This is a genomic window from Ruegeria sp. ANG10 (genome assembly GCF_040705255.1).
In the GTDB taxonomy this organism is placed as follows: domain Bacteria; phylum Pseudomonadota; class Alphaproteobacteria; order Rhodobacterales; family Rhodobacteraceae; genus Ruegeria.
On the sequence record NZ_JBFCVU010000005.1, the window covers coordinates 236,370 to 254,509 of the forward strand.

The 18,140-nt window shown below is 56.8% G+C and carries 14 protein-coding genes; 7 read left to right on the top strand and 7 right to left on the bottom strand.

What is annotated here, in order from left to right:
* Positions 1-238 precede the first annotated feature (238 nt).
* The 7 genes from AB1A64_RS13305 to AB1A64_RS13335 are packed head-to-tail and all read right to left on the bottom strand — an operon-like array spanning position 239 to position 9,542.
* Positions 239-1,660 (bottom strand): AMP-binding protein, encoded by a 1,422-nt coding sequence (locus AB1A64_RS13305; RefSeq protein WP_366551850.1) that lies wholly within the window; start codon positions 1,658-1,660, stop codon positions 239-241.
* Positions 1,653-2,498, bottom strand: a complete 846-nt coding sequence (locus AB1A64_RS13310; protein WP_366551851.1) for a hypothetical protein — start codon at positions 2,496-2,498, stop codon at positions 1,653-1,655. The genes AB1A64_RS13305 and AB1A64_RS13310 overlap by 8 nt, the downstream gene beginning before the upstream one ends.
* A complete protein-coding gene (locus tag AB1A64_RS13315; protein ID WP_366551852.1) occupies positions 2,495-3,826 on the bottom strand; it encodes a hypothetical protein in 1,332 nt (443 codons plus the stop codon). Before AB1A64_RS13315 ends, AB1A64_RS13310 begins: the two co-directional genes overlap by 4 nt.
* Positions 3,823-4,923, bottom strand: a complete 1,101-nt coding sequence (locus AB1A64_RS13320) for a DUF3419 family protein (protein ID WP_366551853.1) — start codon at positions 4,921-4,923, stop codon at positions 3,823-3,825. Before AB1A64_RS13320 ends, AB1A64_RS13315 begins: the two co-directional genes overlap by 4 nt.
* Positions 4,916-7,372: a PEP/pyruvate-binding domain-containing protein gene (locus tag AB1A64_RS13325; RefSeq protein ID WP_366551854.1), complete on the bottom strand. Its 2,457-nt coding sequence runs from the start codon at positions 7,370-7,372 to the stop codon at positions 4,916-4,918. Before AB1A64_RS13325 ends, AB1A64_RS13320 begins: the two co-directional genes overlap by 8 nt.
* On the bottom strand, positions 7,369-8,220 hold the full coding sequence (locus tag AB1A64_RS13330) for a UbiA family prenyltransferase (protein ID WP_366551855.1): 852 nt from the start codon (positions 8,218-8,220) through the stop codon (positions 7,369-7,371). The genes AB1A64_RS13325 and AB1A64_RS13330 overlap by 4 nt, the downstream gene beginning before the upstream one ends.
* A 56-nt stretch (positions 8,221-8,276) precedes the next feature.
* Positions 8,277-9,542, bottom strand: a complete 1,266-nt coding sequence (locus AB1A64_RS13335; protein ID WP_366551856.1) for a hydroxymethylglutaryl-CoA reductase — start codon at positions 9,540-9,542, stop codon at positions 8,277-8,279.
* Between the two features lie 317 nt (positions 9,543-9,859).
* Here AB1A64_RS13335 and nhaC point away from each other — a divergent pair, with 317 nt between their 5' ends.
* From nhaC to AB1A64_RS13370, 7 genes are all read left to right on the top strand, one after another.
* Positions 9,860-11,332 (top strand): Na+/H+ antiporter NhaC, encoded by a 1,473-nt coding sequence (gene nhaC, locus AB1A64_RS13340; RefSeq protein WP_366551857.1) that lies wholly within the window; start codon positions 9,860-9,862, stop codon positions 11,330-11,332.
* A gap of 70 nt (positions 11,333-11,402) precedes the next feature.
* Complete coding sequence (locus AB1A64_RS13345) at positions 11,403-12,419, top strand: GlxA family transcriptional regulator (protein WP_366551858.1); 1,017 nt, start codon at positions 11,403-11,405, stop codon at positions 12,417-12,419.
* Between the two features lie 107 nt (positions 12,420-12,526).
* The gene (locus AB1A64_RS13350) at positions 12,527-13,783 is read left to right on the top strand and encodes an Hsp70 family protein (protein WP_366551859.1); all 1,257 of its coding nucleotides are present in this window, start codon (positions 12,527-12,529) and stop codon (positions 13,781-13,783) included.
* A 164-nt stretch (positions 13,784-13,947) separates the two neighbouring features.
* A complete protein-coding gene (iolG, locus tag AB1A64_RS13355) occupies positions 13,948-14,961 on the top strand; it encodes an inositol 2-dehydrogenase (protein WP_366551860.1) in 1,014 nt (337 codons plus the stop codon).
* Between the two features lie 125 nt (positions 14,962-15,086).
* Entirely contained in the window at positions 15,087-16,028 is a 942-nt protein-coding gene (locus AB1A64_RS13360; RefSeq protein WP_366551861.1) for a sugar ABC transporter substrate-binding protein, read from the top strand.
* An 82-nt stretch (positions 16,029-16,110) separates the two neighbouring features.
* Positions 16,111-17,235: an ABC transporter permease gene (locus AB1A64_RS13365; protein WP_366551862.1), complete on the top strand. Its 1,125-nt coding sequence runs from the start codon at positions 16,111-16,113 to the stop codon at positions 17,233-17,235.
* A 1-nt stretch (position 17,236) separates the two neighbouring features.
* Positions 17,237-18,055 (top strand): ATP-binding cassette domain-containing protein, encoded by an 819-nt coding sequence (locus AB1A64_RS13370; RefSeq protein ID WP_366551863.1) that lies wholly within the window; start codon positions 17,237-17,239, stop codon positions 18,053-18,055.
* Positions 18,056-18,140 lie beyond the last annotated feature (85 nt).

The window sequence follows — 18,140 nt, forward strand, 5'->3', positions numbered from 1 at the left end:
TGCGGACGTTCGTGGACAATTGCAGATAAGTACTCAGCTTTACACCCCTTCTGACTTCTAATCAGCAGGTTGAGGGTTCGAGTCCTTCAGGGATCGCCATTTCACCAAATTATCGAAATACCAAAGAAAGAAATCTCGAACACGTCCATTGTCGCTGTACCAAGGTCGGTCGCAATTGTTGGGGATTAATTGGTTTTCAGTGGGAAGGTGCTTTGCCATGATTTCGACCCGTGACGCACTAGCGGGCAACGATACGTTCCAGCTCCGAGCGATCAACTTTAGATGCGTGCCGTTTGTCCATGGGGATTTTGGGAACTGAAATCACATTAGCCACACCAAAATCCAACGCAAATTTACGCCAATCCTGAAGGTGATCACGCGGCCCTTCGACACAAAGCGTCGGTCCGGTTCCTGTGTTGATCAACGCACAGCGCGCAACACCCGGCCATTGTCTTGCTGCGATTTCGATCGCAAAGGGAAAGAGCAGGCCCGATTTTACTTCTATTTCAGACCCCACCCGACCCCACAACCACAAACGCCCGTCGTCATCCAACGTGCCGACGTCTCCGGTTCGATGCCACGTGACGGGACCTTCTTTGATTTTGTTTTCGTCCGAATGAGTTGGATTAAGATAGCCGTCATTCACGTGCGCCCCAGCGACCTGTATCTCGCTGTCGCAGATGCGGAGTGTGATTTCGGGAACCGGATATCCCACAAGAAGCCCTTTCCCTTCGGCCATCTGTCGGTGATCGTGTTCCGAGATATCTGTGGCATCAAGGTGGGCAATCGGCTCAGCCTCGGTCGATCCATAGACACAAACCACTGAAAGCTCGTTTCTGGTTTGCAGCGTGTCGACAAGGTCCGGAAAAACCGGACCGCCACCCGTGAAGACCGTGTTCAACTGTCCGGTATTTTGGGTTTGGGTCAGTTTTTCGCAAATTGAGGGTGGAATGAGGGCGCGGGTGACCTGCTGCTTTTGAATCCAGCCCGCCAAGTGGGTGGGTGAAAGGCGCTCAAGCTTGCTCAGCCGCCAGTTTGGAAGAACGGTGGTGCGCCCTGCGGCCAGGTTGATCAGGGTGAACACCGGAAAGGCCACCAGATCCCTTTCAGCCTTGTCGCTTTCTAGAAGGGGCGCAATGGCGTCGTGCTGCGCCATCAAAAACGCATGCGAGCGCGGGATGGCCTTGGGGTTGCCCGTCGTTCCGGAGGTGAATGAGATCAAGGCTGTGTCTTCCGCCTGAATCTGATGATTGGGCGGCGAGCCAGGGCCTTCTTTGGGCGTTAGAAGTTTCAGCCTCCAAAGCTTCGGAATTAGAAACTTGAGCAAAGAATACACGCCCGCCGCGCAGAACGCCTTGGGCGAGGTGGACCGCGCGGCGTGGCGCAAACCGGCCAGTCCCATTGCCGGTTCCGGCAGCACAACGGTTGCGCCCAACGACCACAAGGCTGCCAGGCTTGCATAGAGGCCCGCGTCGACGGGCATTGCCAGCAATACGCGGTCGCCTGGCCTGATACCTTTTGCGTGCCATCGGCCTGCCAGTTTCTGCATGCGAGAGTGCAGTTGCTGAAAACTGATCTGGCGACCATTGCCGTCCACTATGGCGGTTCTGTCCGGAAACCGTTCAACCGCAGTAGCAAAATGTGCAATCAAATCAGCCATTCAGCTTACGCCCAAGCAGAGAGTATCGCCGGAATATAGTTGCCCCTTCTGCCGCACTGCGATCAGCGGATTTATTGTCGTCGTGGATCAGGGCATGGATGGCGGTTTTGCACCCCATCTCTGCAGCCGCTTTGTGAAACTTGTGGGCCAAATGCCGCCCCGCGCCCGGTTCCAGGCTTGCATAGGTTTTGAGGATCGCGGAACTGGGGGTGGGTCCTTCGGCATAGTTGGGAATGCCGAACAGAAAACCCGCCAAATTGCCATCGTGGCGACGCGCAAATAGGATCAGTTCACGCTTCATCATCGGCACGACAGGCAGGTACATGGCTAGGAATTCGGACTCGGAAATCGGTTTGTAAAACGCGTTTTTCGAAAACGCCTGGGCAGACAGCGCGAACACCTGGCGAAACAAGCCTTCCGGATCATTTCCATCCCACGCTTCCACCTCAAAACCATCGCTTTCAGGTGGAGCCACTTTGTCGGTATCCTCCAACTCTACACGGGCCGAGAAATACCGGCTGATTTCGGAAAAGCCCGCGGACCAGAATACCTCAGGTTCATGCGTTTTGTTGGTCGGTTCCATCAGGAACGGAGTTGACCCGTCGCTGTAGGAGACAAACCGATAATTGTGCCAAGTGTCCCCCGACATCGGCCCAATGACCCTGTCGATGCCTGCGTTTCTGACCAGTTCTATACCCGCATCCACAACTTGGGCACCGGCTTCGGGTGACTTGCATGAAAAGTCGCCGAATGTTGCCGCCTGTACGCCCTCCCAATTGGGGCCGTTCAGGTAAACGGTTAGTTTCGCATCGGCGGTTTTGATTGTCTCTTTGGTCATGACGCGACTCCGGCAAAAAAACCTGCGCCGATCGATCCCGCAACGGAATACGCGAAATAGATCAACGGAGGGGCAAGGGCCAACACTGTAAGTCTCAGCACCCGATCTTTTTCAAACCACTGCGGCTTGATCCACGGTACGGCCGTCATGCAGATCAAGGAAAGCAGGGCCAGAATTGTCAGCGGTTCAGCCCAGCGCGCCGGTTCCGGGTTCAGCGCGACGGTAAAGTGTCTGACTAGGAATAAGGCCGTAGCTACCAAAAGGATCGCAAAGGTTTTGCCCCGCAGCGCCAAAACGCTGAACCCCATGGCCAGTCCCATCGCGCTGAGGCCATAAAACGATACGGCATTCCACCCGGTCGCATTGCCAAGCGCCAACCATCCGAAACTGAATAACCCCAAAGACGCCACGACATCCAGATCTGGGTATTTGCTGTCACAGGGGGCCGTGACCCGTGCCCAAAGATGCGTGGCCAGTATCAAAATAGGCAGGATCGCATTTTGCAGTGCGGTGACCGCAAGCAAGAGAAAAACGGTGATGACGTAAACCCGCGTGGCATGTTTGGTAAGACCCAGTCTTGCACCCAGAATGCTGAAACTGCCGAGTGAGGCCAGAAAAACAAGGGCTATGGTCGCCAGCTCAATCAAGGAACTGTCGAAGTGTACGCTCAGAAAAATCAGCAGGCCGAGCGGCAGGAACAGGTTGTCAAAACCCCGCCAGCTTTGGGCCTCGACCAGTGTTCCGAAAGCGGCAACCATAACGCAGAGCATAAGGGCGTTGGCCGGTGGTAACGCGGCCATAAACAGAAAACAGACGATCGCGATCAGCATCGTTACCACGAAAAACACGACCGAACCTTCGACGCTTTTCTCGCCATCCTCGACAATGAATCGCCGCGTTCCATACGCGGTTCCGGCCAACGCAGCGGCGGCGTCTGCCAAGGTCAAAACCGCAATCGGTAGGATGTAAAACAACAGGTTGTCCCCGGCCAGCAGGAAGCATAGCCCCACCGACAACGCGAGCAGGAAGTCACCATAGGATGTCCGCTCCACCCCATGCAGGGTCGCGCCGAGACCATTCGAAAACCGAGGAAGGCGCAAGACGAGCATCACAAGCATTGTGGCGGCGATCAGCATGTAAACCGGCCACCGGTCTGGAAAGATCCAGGGCAGCAGCAACGCGAAGAGCCCCGTGCTTACATGCATCAGTTTCCGTTGCACTTCGGCGTTCAGCCCTACAGCTTTGGCCAGATGGCGGATGACCATCATCACGCCAAGCAATGCCAACACCGACCCTGCCGCCAGCAATATCTGCACGAAAACGGTCAAGGCCGGACCTCTTCAACCACGAAATCCGAATAGAAGAATGCCAGATCGCGAGCCTTTTGCTGTGTTTCGATTTCGGTCAGGGTTTCAACCCTGTCCCGGTAATCCTCTGGTACACGGCGCGGCGCCATCATGTTCCAATACACCAGTCGCGCATTTGGCTCCGCCGCACTCAGGATCGCCCCATAGACCTGCTTGAATGTATCAGGGGACATGTATTCGAAAATGTCGGACAGGTTGAACCCGCTGGCTTTTTCGCCCGTCGAGATGAAGGCCTCGAGCGAGCCAACGCGGATATCCAGGCGATCCAATCGGGACCGAATCGTTTCATAATGTTCCGGACGCCATGCCATCGGCAATGCGTCGCCATGGGTGCCTTTTAGAATCCAGTGCAGATAGGGGTTTTGCGATGGATTAGTCGCGACCCCGGCATGGCGTAGTCGGCGGGCAACATGTTGGGCCGGGCTTCCATCCACGTGGTCGAAAAACGCACTGTCCCGCCCCATCCGCCCCATCACAAAGCGCGAGAAGAAAGTTTTCAGCAACAACCGCCATCGGAATGTATTGAACCGCGTGTCGAAAAAAACCTCGCGTGCGTCGGGGGGCCGCGGCGTGAACACGTCGTCGATGGTGCGGCGCGAATGGACCAACGGTAACAACCAGGTTCGAAAGATGCGAAAATACCGCTCGAACTTGCCGACGCCCCCGATGCCGTGTCTGTCTACTTCGGACGCAAGGGTCTGCCAGAAGGCGTGTGTTTCCGCATCGGTTTCTTCCAACACCCGGTTCAGCAAAGCAAGCCGCCGCTTGCTTGGGCGCGAGCCCGTCAACTCAATGAACTCTGAATGCGCCAGCACCTTAAACGCCGCGATCCTGAACTTGAGGCAGGCGATCTGAGCCGCCGACAGATCCAGCACCACAACACGCGCGGGATCGAGTGTCAGCATGGCCAGCGCATTGTCCCCGGCCGAGCATATCGACACCAGTGTCCGCCCCGTGCAATCGCCCAATGCGGCGGTCAGGACGTCCGCATCCTCCCACAGTTGGGCGTACCGGATATGGTCGAAATCCGCCTTTTCTTCGATTTCACTGCTACGCATCGCACCGCTCCACCGCGCCGCTTGCCCCGTCGACAGACAGTAGCTCTCCGTCTTTGATCCATTGTGTGGCCCCTTTTAGGCCAACAACGCAGGGAATACCCAATTCGCGCGCGACAATGGCCGAGTGGGATAGCAAAGAACCACGTTCGACAACGATGGCAGAGGCATTCGAGAAAACGGCGATCCAGCCCGGATCGGTGTGGTGGGCGACCAGTATTTCGTCGGGGTTCAGCGCCTCGGTCCGAGGATCGCGGATCACCCGCGCACGTGCTTTGACCTGACCCGCGGAACAGCCCGTCCCGTGCTTTGTCCGTGTGTTATCTGCTTCGGCCTCAATCGGATCAGACCAAACAGGCGCGATGGCAGGGCCTTGGATTTCAATCCTTTCGGGCGGATCGGGGCGTTGGGATGAGGCCGCATCTTCGGCCTTGCGTTGTGCAACGATGCCTTTCAGGTCAAGCGACAGGCTGAACCCTTCGACCGCGCCAAGGACTTCATGCGTTGTCAAAAAGAACACATCTCTGGGTGTTTCAAGCAAATCGCGCGCGGCAAATTCCCGACCGATCCCCAAAAACACACGGCGCGCATAGCCAAAGATGCGGGTGCGTTCAAAGCGCAGGTTTTCGCGGTCGCGCACGCGCGCCTTGGTCCAACCCAAAATCCATTTCGCAACATGTCGCTTGATCGGGTTCGCTGGGAACAGTGCGTTCCAATCCGGTTCAGTGCCTTCCTGACGCCCGCTGGGGGGGTGTTCGGCGCTGGCGGCAATCGCCAGCAACAGGCTTGTTGGGTCGTCTTGCAGAGGGATGCTTTCCAGCTTTAGCTCTTCGGTGCATCGGTCTCCGAATTTCTCAAGATAGGATTCAACTTCAGCCTCGATCTGTGGGTGCGTGGACAAAACGGACAGCCGCGCGTCGGCTTTCAACTGCTCCGTGATACCGGCGGTGCGCACCAGATGGCCGATCCGGGCAATGCGTTGTGCAGGTTCAGCTGACACGATGTCACCCTGGCCGATCATCAGGTCATTGTGCAGCGTCAGGCCGTCTTCACCGAGCCACTTTTGCAGCAGGTTGCGCGACCCGCCAAATGCGATCATGCATAGAAAGTCATTGATCAGCGGGGCATTCCACCGATCCAGCAAGGTGCTTTCGATGCGGCGGTATTCGGCTGCAAGCTCGGTCGCATTAGAAGCATCAACATCCAGCCCCGCCTGCAGTACCCCGTTCAGCCTTTCGTAAAAGTTTCGCCGCGTCCGTGGCAGGCAGATGGCCTGCCAGATCAGCCCGGCCGCGACCTTGCCCAGCTTTGCGTATTCCACGATCCTGCGCCAACCAACCGAGGGGGGCGGGGCAAGGGCATCCGTGACCTCGCGCGGCATGGGTTCCGACACGCCCATCATCGTTTCCATATAGTCGCGGTTCAGCGAAAACCCCGGCAACAGGGCCAAGGCCCGATACCAGTTGATCAGGTTGTAATAGACACGCCCGTCCACGCGCCCGAGCAAATTGTCGAACACCGTTGGGTTCTGGGCCACTGTATGTTCGGAAACGCCCAACAGCCTGACAAACGCACGGTAGACCTGAGCATACACGTGCAGAGCAAAGGAATAGGTCAGCGGGCTCACGATACCGGGATAGCTTTCGACAATGTTCGAGTTGTCGAAAATCGTCAGCGTTGTGTCGGCCAAAGCCGCGGGGCGCAATGGCGTTGTGATTGGTCGGGCCTGCAGAATATGAAGCCCCTGTGCATCAATGGCCCATTCAATATCCTGGGGCGATCCGAAAAGCTCTTCGGCTTTGCACGCGAGGGTGGCAATGATTTGCGCGTCACTTACCGTCAAATACTCAGGTGTATCCGGCGCGCTTTCAGGTGCGCCATCCGTACCTATGATCCAGTCTTCCCCATCTGCCTCGCCTGAAACCAGACGCTCGGCCAGGCCGTCAATTGCCGAGATTACGACCACGCCGCGCCGACCGCTGACCGGATCGGCGGAAAATGCGACACCTGCAGATTTTGGATTAATCATGCGCTGTACGATGATCGCGGGTCCTTCGGCCTCGCCCCCGGATTTGACCGCGCGGTATGTCTCTACCGTCTCAGAGAAACCGGATTGCCAGACCTTTTTGGCAGCTTTCAACACAGAGCCGCCCGAAACGTTCAGAACCGTTTCATATTGTCCCGCATGGCTGTGTTCCACACCATCTTCGGCCTTACCAGAGCTACGAACCGCGTAAGGCCCTGGTCCGAGAGCCTCTAACGCGGTGGTCAAAGCCGATTGCAGACCGTTTTGAGCAATGGGACCGGATTTCCCCATACGGAAAGCATCGCTTGTGATGACAAAAAATGCGGGCGGAGCAAAACCATGCTGCGTAAGATGCGATAAGGCTGCTGCCTTGCCCCCAACAGCGGAAACATCGTTTGCATCCGTTTGGGCGACGATGAAGGTCATGTAAGGGCTCCGATCAGATACGGAAGGAAACCAGCTGTAGCGTAGCAGAAAAACACCCATAGGCCGGCGATTGTGTCCATCCGGTCTTGGGCTTTCACTGTCGGCGCATGAACATAGCGTTTTGCGGCCAGAAAACTGGGGATCAGGGCCAACCCGCCGATCAGGGCGCTTAACCAACCAACGCCGGTGGCGGCACCGGTGCCCACAAGCAGCGCATAGGATATCAGAACGCAGCCCACCCAGATACGCCCTGCCTGACGCGGGCCCCATAGCCCGGAATAGGTGTCGACGCCGGTAATCTCGTTTTCGGGTGCCCACAATTTGCGGCCAATCTCAAGCACACACCCGTTTACAAAGGACAGTGCGAGAAACAGCCAAAGGAACGGCGCTGCCCGACCCGCAGGCAACCATTCGATACCGGTCAGCAGCAAATCGATCAGAGGCATGATTGCCATATGGCTCAGCAGGTACAGGACTGGTCGCGCCTTCAGCCATGCGGGCGCGCCAAATTCGACGGTCATTGCCCCAAGCCAGATCCAGACTATCCCCAATAGCCACAAGACCGGCGGGTACCACAGCCAGGCGGCGGCAATGGCCAAAGGAACCGTCATCACGCCCCAGCCCAATACTTCGAGCTTAGATACCAGACCGCGCGGAATTGGCCTGTCGGGCCGGTAACGTCGGTCATCCTCGGCGTCCTTGAATTCGTCACAGACCCGCATCTGGAAAAACAGCGCCATGGCAAGGACAAAACCGGCGGCAAATGCAGGCCATTCCGGCAGGGGGCGATCCGCCAAACGGGCGGATACACATATACTGGCCGCAGAAAACACAAGCAGCAGTGGCACGGTTTTTTTCAGCGGAAATCGCTCAGTCTGATAAATCCAGAAACGATTTTGAAAACTCATCTTTGGCGGGCCAGACTTTCATGAGCGCGGGTAAAATGCCCTGCCGCGATCGCCGCGACGATCGATATTTCCCCACACAGGCAGGTGGCCGCGGCCACCTCAGCCAACGCTGTGCCACACCCGTTGCCCTTGAGGCCGAGTATATTCAGGGCCGCAGTCTGGCTTGGCAACCCAGTGCCGCCCCCGACTGATCCAACCAAAATGTTTGGCAACGTCACCGAGCAAAACAGATCATCGCCCCTTGGCTCCATTCTTGTGACGCCCATCGCACTTTCGGCCACGCAAGCCGCGTCCTGGCCGGTTGCAATGTAAAACGCGGCCAGCCCGTTGGCATAATGCGCCTGCGCGCCAAACTGACCCGACAGATGCGCACCCAGATTGGCGACACGCCCATAGGCCAACATCGCCTCGACCGTTGTGCCCAGCGTCTTTTCGACAATTTCAGCAGGGAGTGTGACCGAGGCGCTAACCTTTCGTCCGCGCCCTGTCACCAGCCCAAGCGCCGAAGCTTTCTTATCGCCCGAGAAGTTCCCTTCGATATACCAATTCTCGATCTCGACCGGACAGTTATCTGCAATTTCGTGACACATCGCGTCGGTGGCAATGGTCACCATATTCTGACCGGCCGCATCGCCGGTGGTGTATCGGCAGATCAGGAACACGACGTTGGTGTCTATGAACGGCTCCAGCGAAACTAGCTTGCCGTGGCCGGTGGTTGCTTCGGCCGCGGATTTGAGCATTTCGACATTTGAAACCACCCAATCCACGAATTGCCCGGCCCTTAGCAGGCTTTCAAACACAAAAGCCGGAGTGCGCAGCACACCTTCGTACAAAACGGCTGTGCTGATACCGCCAGACCGGGTGGCGGCATAGGCACCCCGGGCATATGAGGCGACCAGCGCCGCCTCGGTTGTGGCGAGGGGAACGTGGAAATCCCCGTTTGCGTTCATTCCGTTCAAACGCAACGGACCAATAATCCCAACAGGAAGCTTAACGGTCCCGATGAAATTTTCGATATTGGCACCGTAAATTTCTGCAGCGTCGAGCGTTGCAGGGTCCGCAATCTGCGCCTGATCTTCTTCACCTGCGGTTGGTTTCAACTTTTCCCAAAACCGCACAACCATCTCGGGAGTTGTCTTGCGCGATGGTCGCAAGGTCGCAAACTCGGCGTCGTTTGACGCCATCTGCTGCGGTATCTGATCGGCATCAAATCGGGCCTTGATGCGATGAAGCATCTCACGAACGTGAAACGGAATTATCAAAAGTACGCTCCGGTATCTGTCCCGCAAAAACTATTGCAGATGCAAATCAATGTGTCTGCACGTTACCAAAAGGTCCGCCGATATCCAGCCATATCTCCTTGAATCGAAAGGGCCCAAACCTTGCGGCCGTGGATATGTTTGATTGCACTATGCGTGCTTGCATTTGCATCGCCGCGTCGGGCGTGGGCCAAAAATCGACGCAACCGTGTCGCAAATTTCTATAGGATGTGCGCTTTGACCGACGGTGCGGTCCCATAAAACTTGGTTTCTTCCGCGGATCATCACGGTTCTGGATCATTCCAACGGAGGAGACCTTTATGTCTGCGAATGAAGACAAGATAAGACAGCCAAGTCTGGGGTTGGCGCTTGTGCCAATTGTGCTGACCCTGTTCGTACTTGGCCTGCAGCTTTTCTATTTTGGCGACTTTACCCCGCATATACCGCTGGCGTTCGGGATCGCGATCACCGGGGTCGTTGGCCTTATGCTTGGCCACAAATGGCCCAGCATCGAAGAAGGCGTTTTCCACGTCATCAATATTTCGCTGCCGTCTGTTTCGATTCTGATCACGGTTGGCATGATCATTGGTGTGTGGATCGCAAGCGGCACGGTTCCGACACTGATCTATTATGGCCTCAAGATACTGTCGCCCGAGCTGTTTCTGGCCGCTGGAATGGTGTTGTGTTCCATCGTCTCTGTCTCGCTGGGCACCTCCTGGGGGACGACGGGCACTGTCGGGCTGGCCTTAATGGGCATTGGTGCCGGGTTTGGCATTCCCATGTATTGGACGGCTGGTGCGGTCGTCTCAGGCGCCTTCTTCGGCGACAAGATCTCACCTTTGTCGGACACGACGAACCTGGCACCCGCCGTGACAGGCACCAATCTGTTTGACCATATTCGGAACATGTTACCCACCACGGTTCCGTCCATGTTGATTGCGCTGGTGATCTATTTCGTTGTCGGTTTCACATTGATCGACACGTCGCAAGTTTCGTTTGACCGCATCCATGCCATCACAAGCGCACTGGATGAGGCATTCTGGATTTCCCCGATCATGTTGTTCCCGGCTGTTCTGGTCATCGTGCTGGCGGTCATGAAACAGCCCCCGATCCCGTCACTGTTTGCAGGGGCCGTCGCGGGCGGCATCATGGCCATCTTTTGCCAAGGCGCGGGTCTCCATGAGACGTTCACATTCGCAAACAGCGGATATTCCATCGATACCGGTGTTCCCGAAATCGATCCGCTGCTGAACCGTGGGGGTATTCAGTCGATGATGTGGACAATCTCGCTGGTGCTGCTGGCGTTGGGTTTCGGCGGAGCGCTTGAACGTGTGGGCTGCCTTCAAGCGATCATCAACGTGGTCATTTCGAAGGTGAAGACGTTTGCCGGTATTCAGACCTCGGCCATTCTGACTTCGGTGGCGACAAACACCGTTGCGGGCGACCCGTATCTTTCCATCGCTCTGCCGGGCCGCATGTACGCGCCAGTCTATCGGGCCATGGGATATTCACCGTTGAACCTGTCACGCGCCGTCGAAGAGGGCGGCACCTTGGTCTCGCCCCTGATCCCCTGGAACGCCGGAGGTGCCTTTGTGATCACAGCCCTTGGTCTTGGGATCGCCGACGGGAATTTTGAAAACCTGCTATATATTCCCCTTGCGTTCGCTTGCTGGCTGTCACCGGTCATCGGTATCTTCTACGCCATGACCGGGCTTTTCTCGCCCAAAGCCAGTGAAGAGGAAATCCACGCTTGGGAAGCAAGCGGTGAACCTGTTGCTGAATGGCACGCCTGACCAACCTGCACCAACACCGTTGCGTGTTGGTGCATTTCATCCGTCCTGGTCGGTATTGGGAGGAAACATAGTGAACCCTAAAAACTTCATCCCAAAAGGGGCGGCCAGTTTTCGCATAGACCACGACGGGCCGGCCAAAGAGATCTATTTCCTGCTTTTGCCTAAACTAACTATGTTGGCCTTTAGCGCAGCTGTCGAGCCGCTGAGGATCGCCAATCAGGTCACGAACAGAGAGCTCTACAAATGGTATCTGATCACCGAAGATGGAAACCCCGTTCAATGCTCAAACGGAATTGAAATCACCCCGGACACGGCCCTGCAAAACCTGCCGCGCCTATCGAGGATGTTCGTCTGCTCTGGCATAGAACCGGCAGAAAGCACCAATCCCAAGGTCCTGTCGTGGATCAGTCGCCAGAAGGCCTTCGGCTGCAAGCTTGGTGGTATTTGTACCGGCGCATTTGCACTTGCCAAAGCCGGAGCGCTGACCGGAAAGCGGTTCACATTACACTGGGAAAACCACCCCGCCTTTATCGAGCATTTTGAAGGGCTGGAACCTTCTGTAAACCTGTATGAAATCGATAATGAGCTTATGACATGCGGCGGCGGCAATGCGGCGACTGACATGATGCTGGATATGATCGAGTCTGATTTCGGAAAAGATCTGGCCGTAATCGTTTCCGACATGTGCATACACTTTCGGTCCAACAACCGAAAAACCCTTCAGAAATCCGCCTTTTCTGTGGCTTTAGGCAGTCGCAATCAGTACCTGATCAACGCCATGCAGATCATGCATGAAAACCTGGAAGATCCGTTGGATATCTCGGAAATAGCCGCGGCTGTTCAAATATCACGCCGCCAGTTGGAGCGCCTGTTCCAGAAATATGTCGAAGTTTCACCAGTACAGTTTTACATCGAATTGCGCGTTGCGCGCGCTTATGCACTGCTCAGCGAAACCGAATTGCCCGTTACCGAAATCGCTGCGGCGACGGGGTTTGGCAGTGCGACCCAGCTTACGGTACGTTTCAAGAAGCGTTATGGCGAAGCGCCAACGTCCTTCCGACGAGGATGGTCGGAAAAGCGCGAATAATATCCGCCAGTTTCAGCAGAACCAGCCGGCCAAGTTTGTCCCTTGACCCTGGGCTGCGTACGCTCTAGGCCCGCAGTCTTTGCTCAGACATCTCGGAGACATGCGCCATGGCCCCCAGCAGCCCGTGGATTGGCATTGATTTTGGCACGTCGAACTCGGCGGTGGCCTATGTGGACGCGGATGCACCCCGTTTGGTGCGGTTCGACGCCGCAGCCACGACCCTTCCCACCACCTTTTTCTTTGATTTCGAAACGCGCGAAACCCTGATCGGTGAACCTGCTAATCAGGCGTTGCTTGATGGGTTGGAGGGGCGCTTTATGCGCGCGCTCAAACGCGTGCTGGGCACCACGTTGATGCATGAAAAGCGCCAGATCCTGAACCAGAGGGTGACATTCGTCGAGATTATCGGATCGTTCCTGCGCAGGCTTCGGGAGCGGGCCGAGGCCGAGCGTGGCGTGCCTTGCACCCGTGTGATCTCGGGGCGGCCCGTGGTGTTTCATGGGTTGGATGATCCGCGCGAGGCACAGGCCGAAGCTGATTTGCGCGCGTGTTACGAGGCCGCCGGATTTACCGACATCCGGTTCTGTCCCGAGCCCGCCGCGGCTGCTATTGCGAACGGTGCGGCCGGGCCAGAGGATACGGTTGGCTTGGTTGTGGATATCGGTGGCGGAACGTCAGATTTTTCGATCTTTCGCATTAGGTCCGCAGAGGTCAAGATTCTGGCCAATCACGGGGTGCGAATTGGCGGTACGGATTTTGATCGTACAATAAGCATCGATCAGGTCATGCCCCTGTTGGGCAAAGGGTCGATGGTCCGAAATGTTTTTGGCAAAGGCGTGTCGCAGACGCCCAACGCGATCTTCAATGACCTTGCAACTTGGGAAATGATCCCCTTTCTGTACTCGGCCCAGAACCGCCGCATAGTGGGCGATATGCTGAAACTGGCCCAATCCCCCGAGCGGTTGGCGCGGCTTGCCACGGTTCTTGAACACGAATTGGGTCACGAACTGGCCTTTGCGGTGGAGCGCGGGAAAATAGCCGTGAATTCAGGGGCAAATGATCCGGCCATCGCGCTGAACATGCTCGAGACGGGACTGACGGCGCAGCTCAGTGATGTGTTGGTGGCAGAAAGCCTTGCCGCGCATGCCGCGCAGTTGGACACGGGCGCGCGCGAAGTACTGCGCCAGGCTAACTTGACCCCACAGCAGATCGACCGCGTTGTATATGTCGGCGGCTCTAGCCTGATGGGTATCGTGCCCGAAACGATGCGTGGCGTTTTTCCTTCGGCCGAGCATTCCTTTGCCTCTGTCTTCACCGCTGTCGCCGAGGGGCTGGCCCTCGTGGCCGCGCAAGAGGGTGGCTAGGGGAAGAATCTGCACAACTTGATACCTCCTGTGGTTTTTTGGGCGCGCCCGCACGGTGGGCACGATCCTTTGAGCCTCATCGTATCAAGTAAGTTGAAAAATATCTTGCAACCGGTTGCAAAGAAAATCATGGTATCCTCGAAATAAAGAATCGGGAGGCCTGCATGCTCAGAATCGGATTGCTTGGTGCCGGACGCATTGGTCGCGTACATGCACAGGCCATCGCTGCGCATTCGCAAAGCCAGCTATGCGCTGTCTCTGACGCGATTTCCGATGCGGCTGAAAGCCTTGCTGCTGAACAGGGGGCGACCGCGCGCGACTCGATGGAGATCATCGCGGACCCGTCGATTGATGCGATCCTGATCGCGACGCCGACCGACACCCATTCTGACTTGATTGAGGCCGCTACACGGGCGGGCAAGGCGGTTCTGTGTGAAAAACCCGTCGATCTCAGCCTTGAACGGGCACTTGCCTGCCAGGCCGTTGCGGCGGAAACTGGCCAACCAGTGATGGTTGGGTTCAACCGCCGGTTCGACCCCAGCTTTTCAGCTCTGAAATCCGCAGCCGATCAGGGTGAAATTGGCGCGCCCGAGTTGTTGTCGATTACGTCTTTCGATCCGGCCCCTCCGCCCGTCAGCTACATCAAGGTCTCGGGTGGTCTGTTCCGGGATATGATGATCCACGATTTTGACATGGCGAACTATCTGATGGGGCAGCTACCGGTGCAGATTTTGGCGGTCGGCACCTCGATTGTCGACCCCGAGATCGGACGAGCTGGCGATGTGGATACCGCCGTTGTAACAATGACTTATGCAAGCGGTCAGATTGCGGTGATCAAGAATTCGCGGCGCGCTGTCTACGGCTATGACCAGCGGATCGAAATGCTGGGGTCGGGCGGGCTGTTGCAGGCTCATAACATTCTGGAAAACGCGGTGGTCAAGTCAACAGCCGACGGTATCACTGGGGCGAAGCCGACTTACTTTTTCCTGGAGCGCTATATGCCTGCCTACCGGGCAGAATGGGACGCGTTTGTGAAGGCGGTGCAGTCCGGTTCGTCAATGCCAGTGACGCTGGAAGACGGGGTTGTTGCCCTGGCCATGGCTGAAGCTGCGACCCGTTCGGCCCAGTCAGGGCAGTCTGTTGCAATGGCCGATGTTTTGAAACCGGTTGCAAAATGAGCGGATATCCGGAAACTGGGGAAAGCTCCGCCAGATTCCCGGAGCGGAGGAGATTCGGCCGGTCCGAATGACTGGGGCTGCTGCCCCGGCAATAAAGACAAACTGTTTTTATGGGAGGAAACCAAATGAATAAGTTCGTAAAAAGCGCACTGGCTGCCAGCGCGCTGGCGATGGTCACCGCAACCGGCGTCGCGGCAGAGGGTGAGAAATACATTCTGGTCAGCCACGCCCCTGACAGCGACAGCTGGTGGAACACAATCAAAAATGGCATCGCCTTGGCGGGCGAACAGATGGGTGTCGAGGTTGAATACCGCAACCCGCCCACGGGTGACCTGGCTGACATGGCACGGATCATCGATCAGGCGGCAGCATCAGGTCCCAATGGCATCATTACCACGCTGGCCGACCCGGATATCCTGGAAGGCCCGATCAAGGCAGCCGTGGATTCCGGCATCGACGTGATCATCATGAACACTGGAACGCCCGAAAAAGCGCGCGAGATTGGTGCCCTGATGTATGTGGGCCAGCCTGAATATGATGCGGGTCTGGCTGCCGGTCAGCGGGCCAAGGCGGACGGGATCGGGTCCTTCCTGTGTGTGAACCACTATATCGTTCAACCCTCAAGCCAAGAGCGGTGTCAGGGTTTTGCAGACGGTCTGGGTGTTGAACTGGGCGAGCAGATGATCGACGCCGGTCAGGACCCCGCTGAAATCAAGAACCGGGTTCTGGCTTACCTGTCGGCCAATCCTGAAACCGACGCTGTTCTGACGCTTGGTCCGACATCGGCAGACCCGACCATTCTGGCGCTGCAGGAAAACGGCATGGCAGGCGACATCTATTTCGGCACGTTCGATCTGGGCGGTGAAATCGTCAAAGGCATCAAGGACGGCACCATCCAGTGGGGTATCGACCAGCAGCCCTTCCTGCAGGCCTATCTGCCGGTTGTGGTTCTGGCCAATTACCACCGCTATGGCGTCCTGCCGGGTAACAACATCAACTCTGGTCCGGGCTTCGTTACGGCGGACGGGCTGACAAAAATCGAAGAATTCGCGGGCGAATACCGCTGATTTACGCAATGCGACGGGCGCAAGAGGAGTGCGCCCGTCGCCACTTCCTATACTTGGAAAGCCCGCGCGAGGGAGGACCACAATGTCTGAGACAGTTCAATCCACGGCAGGCGGTGACGAACGGATCAAAGAGATCTCGCCACTGCGTCGCGCCCTGATCCGCCCCGAATTGGGCGGCATGGTCGGGACAGTTGCCGTTTTCACCTTTTTCCTGCTTTTTGCCTTTGATAGCGGCATGTTCAACTCTCAGGGCATAATGAACTGGTCCATTGTCTCGGCGCAATTCATGATCATCGCAGTAGGGGCCTGCCTGCTGATGATCGCGGGTGAATTTGACCTGTCCGTCGGTTCGATGATTGGCTTTGCAGGAATGATGATCGCAATCTTTTCGGTCACGCTTAGCTGGCCTGTCTGGATGGCGATCCTGGTGACATTTGCCCTATGTGTCACTATCGGCGCGCTGAATGGGTACATCGTAGTGCGCACGGGTCTACCCAGTTTTATCGTCACGCTGGCATTTCTGTTCATCTTGCGCGGTTTCACGATCTACCTGCCGCAGACCATCGAACGCAAAACCATCATCGGCGGTATCAAGGACGTGGCCGAGGGTGACTGGTTGGCGTGGGTGTTTGGCGGCAAGGTGTTTCAAGGCTTCTTTGCCTGGCTGGGCGACAATGGTCTGATCGAAACTTTCTCACGTGGCACACGTGAAGGGCAGCCCGTTGTCGATGGGATTCCCATGCTGCTGATCTGGGCTATCGGGCTGATCATCTTTGGCCATGTTCTTTTGACCAAAACCAAATTCGGGAACTGGATTTTTGCCGCCGGTGGTGACGCCGAAGCGGCCCGGAACTCAGGCGTGCCGGTGAACCGGGTCAAGGTGCTGATGTTCATGTTCACAGCCTTTTGCGCCACGGTTTTCGCCACCTGTCAGGTGATGGAGTTCGGCTCGGCCGGGGCGGATCGCGGGTTGCTGAAAGAGTTCGAGGCGATCATTGCGGTGGTCATTGGCGGCGCGCTGCTGACTGGCGGCTATGGATCGGTCCTTGGCGCAGCCTTGGGAGCGTTGATCTTTGGCGTCGTGCAGCAAGGCCTGTTCTTTGCGGGTGTCGAAAGCTCGCTTTTCCGGGTGTTCTTGGGTGTCATCCTTCTGGGTGCTGTGATCCTGAACACTTACATCCGTCGCATCATCACAGGAGAACGCTGAGATGACCGAAGACACCAAGTTCCACCACGGCGACGCGAAGGCCAAGAAACCGATTATTCGTATGGTCGACATTCAAAAGCATTTCGGCTCGGTGATTGCGCTGGCCGGTGTCAGCTTTGATCTGTGTTCCGGCGAATGCCACTGTCTGCTGGGCGACAATGGTGCGGGAAAGTCGACCTTCATCAAGACCATGTCGGGCGTACACAAGCCCACCGCCGGCGAGATATTCTTTGAAGACAGGCCGATGCATTTCGAAGACCCGCGCGATGCGATTTCAGCTGGGATCGCGACCGTGCACCAGCATCTGGCGATGATCCCACTGATGAGCGTCAGCCGGAACTTCTTCATGGGGAATGAACCGACCCGCAAGGTCGGGGGGATCAGTTTCTTCGACAAGAAACTGGCAGATGAAATCACTATGGAAGAGATGCGCAAAATGGGCATCAACCTGCGTGGCCCCGATCAGGCTGTGGGCACCTTGTCGGGTGGTGAACGTCAGACAGTGGCCATCGCCCGCGCAGTTCATTTCGGCGCCAAGATTCTGATCCTGGACGAACCGACCTCGGCCCTTGGTGTGCGGCAGACTTCGAACGTTTTGGCGACCATCGATAAGGTGCGCAGTCAGGGTGTGGGCGTTGTTTTCATCAGCCATAACGTGCGCCACGCGCTGGCTGTGGGCGATCGCTTTACCGTGTTGAACCGGGGTAAGACCTTGGGCACCGCGCGGCGCGGGGAAATCACGCCAGAAGAGTTGCAGGACCTGATGGCTGGCGGTCAGGAACTGGCCCAACTCGAAGGATCTCTGGGCGGAACGGTTTAACCCCGTTCCCCCAATTTGGGCCCACGGCCCGACATCAAACAAAAATTGCAGGCTTGGCCAAAATGGCCTTGTGTTGAAAGGGATC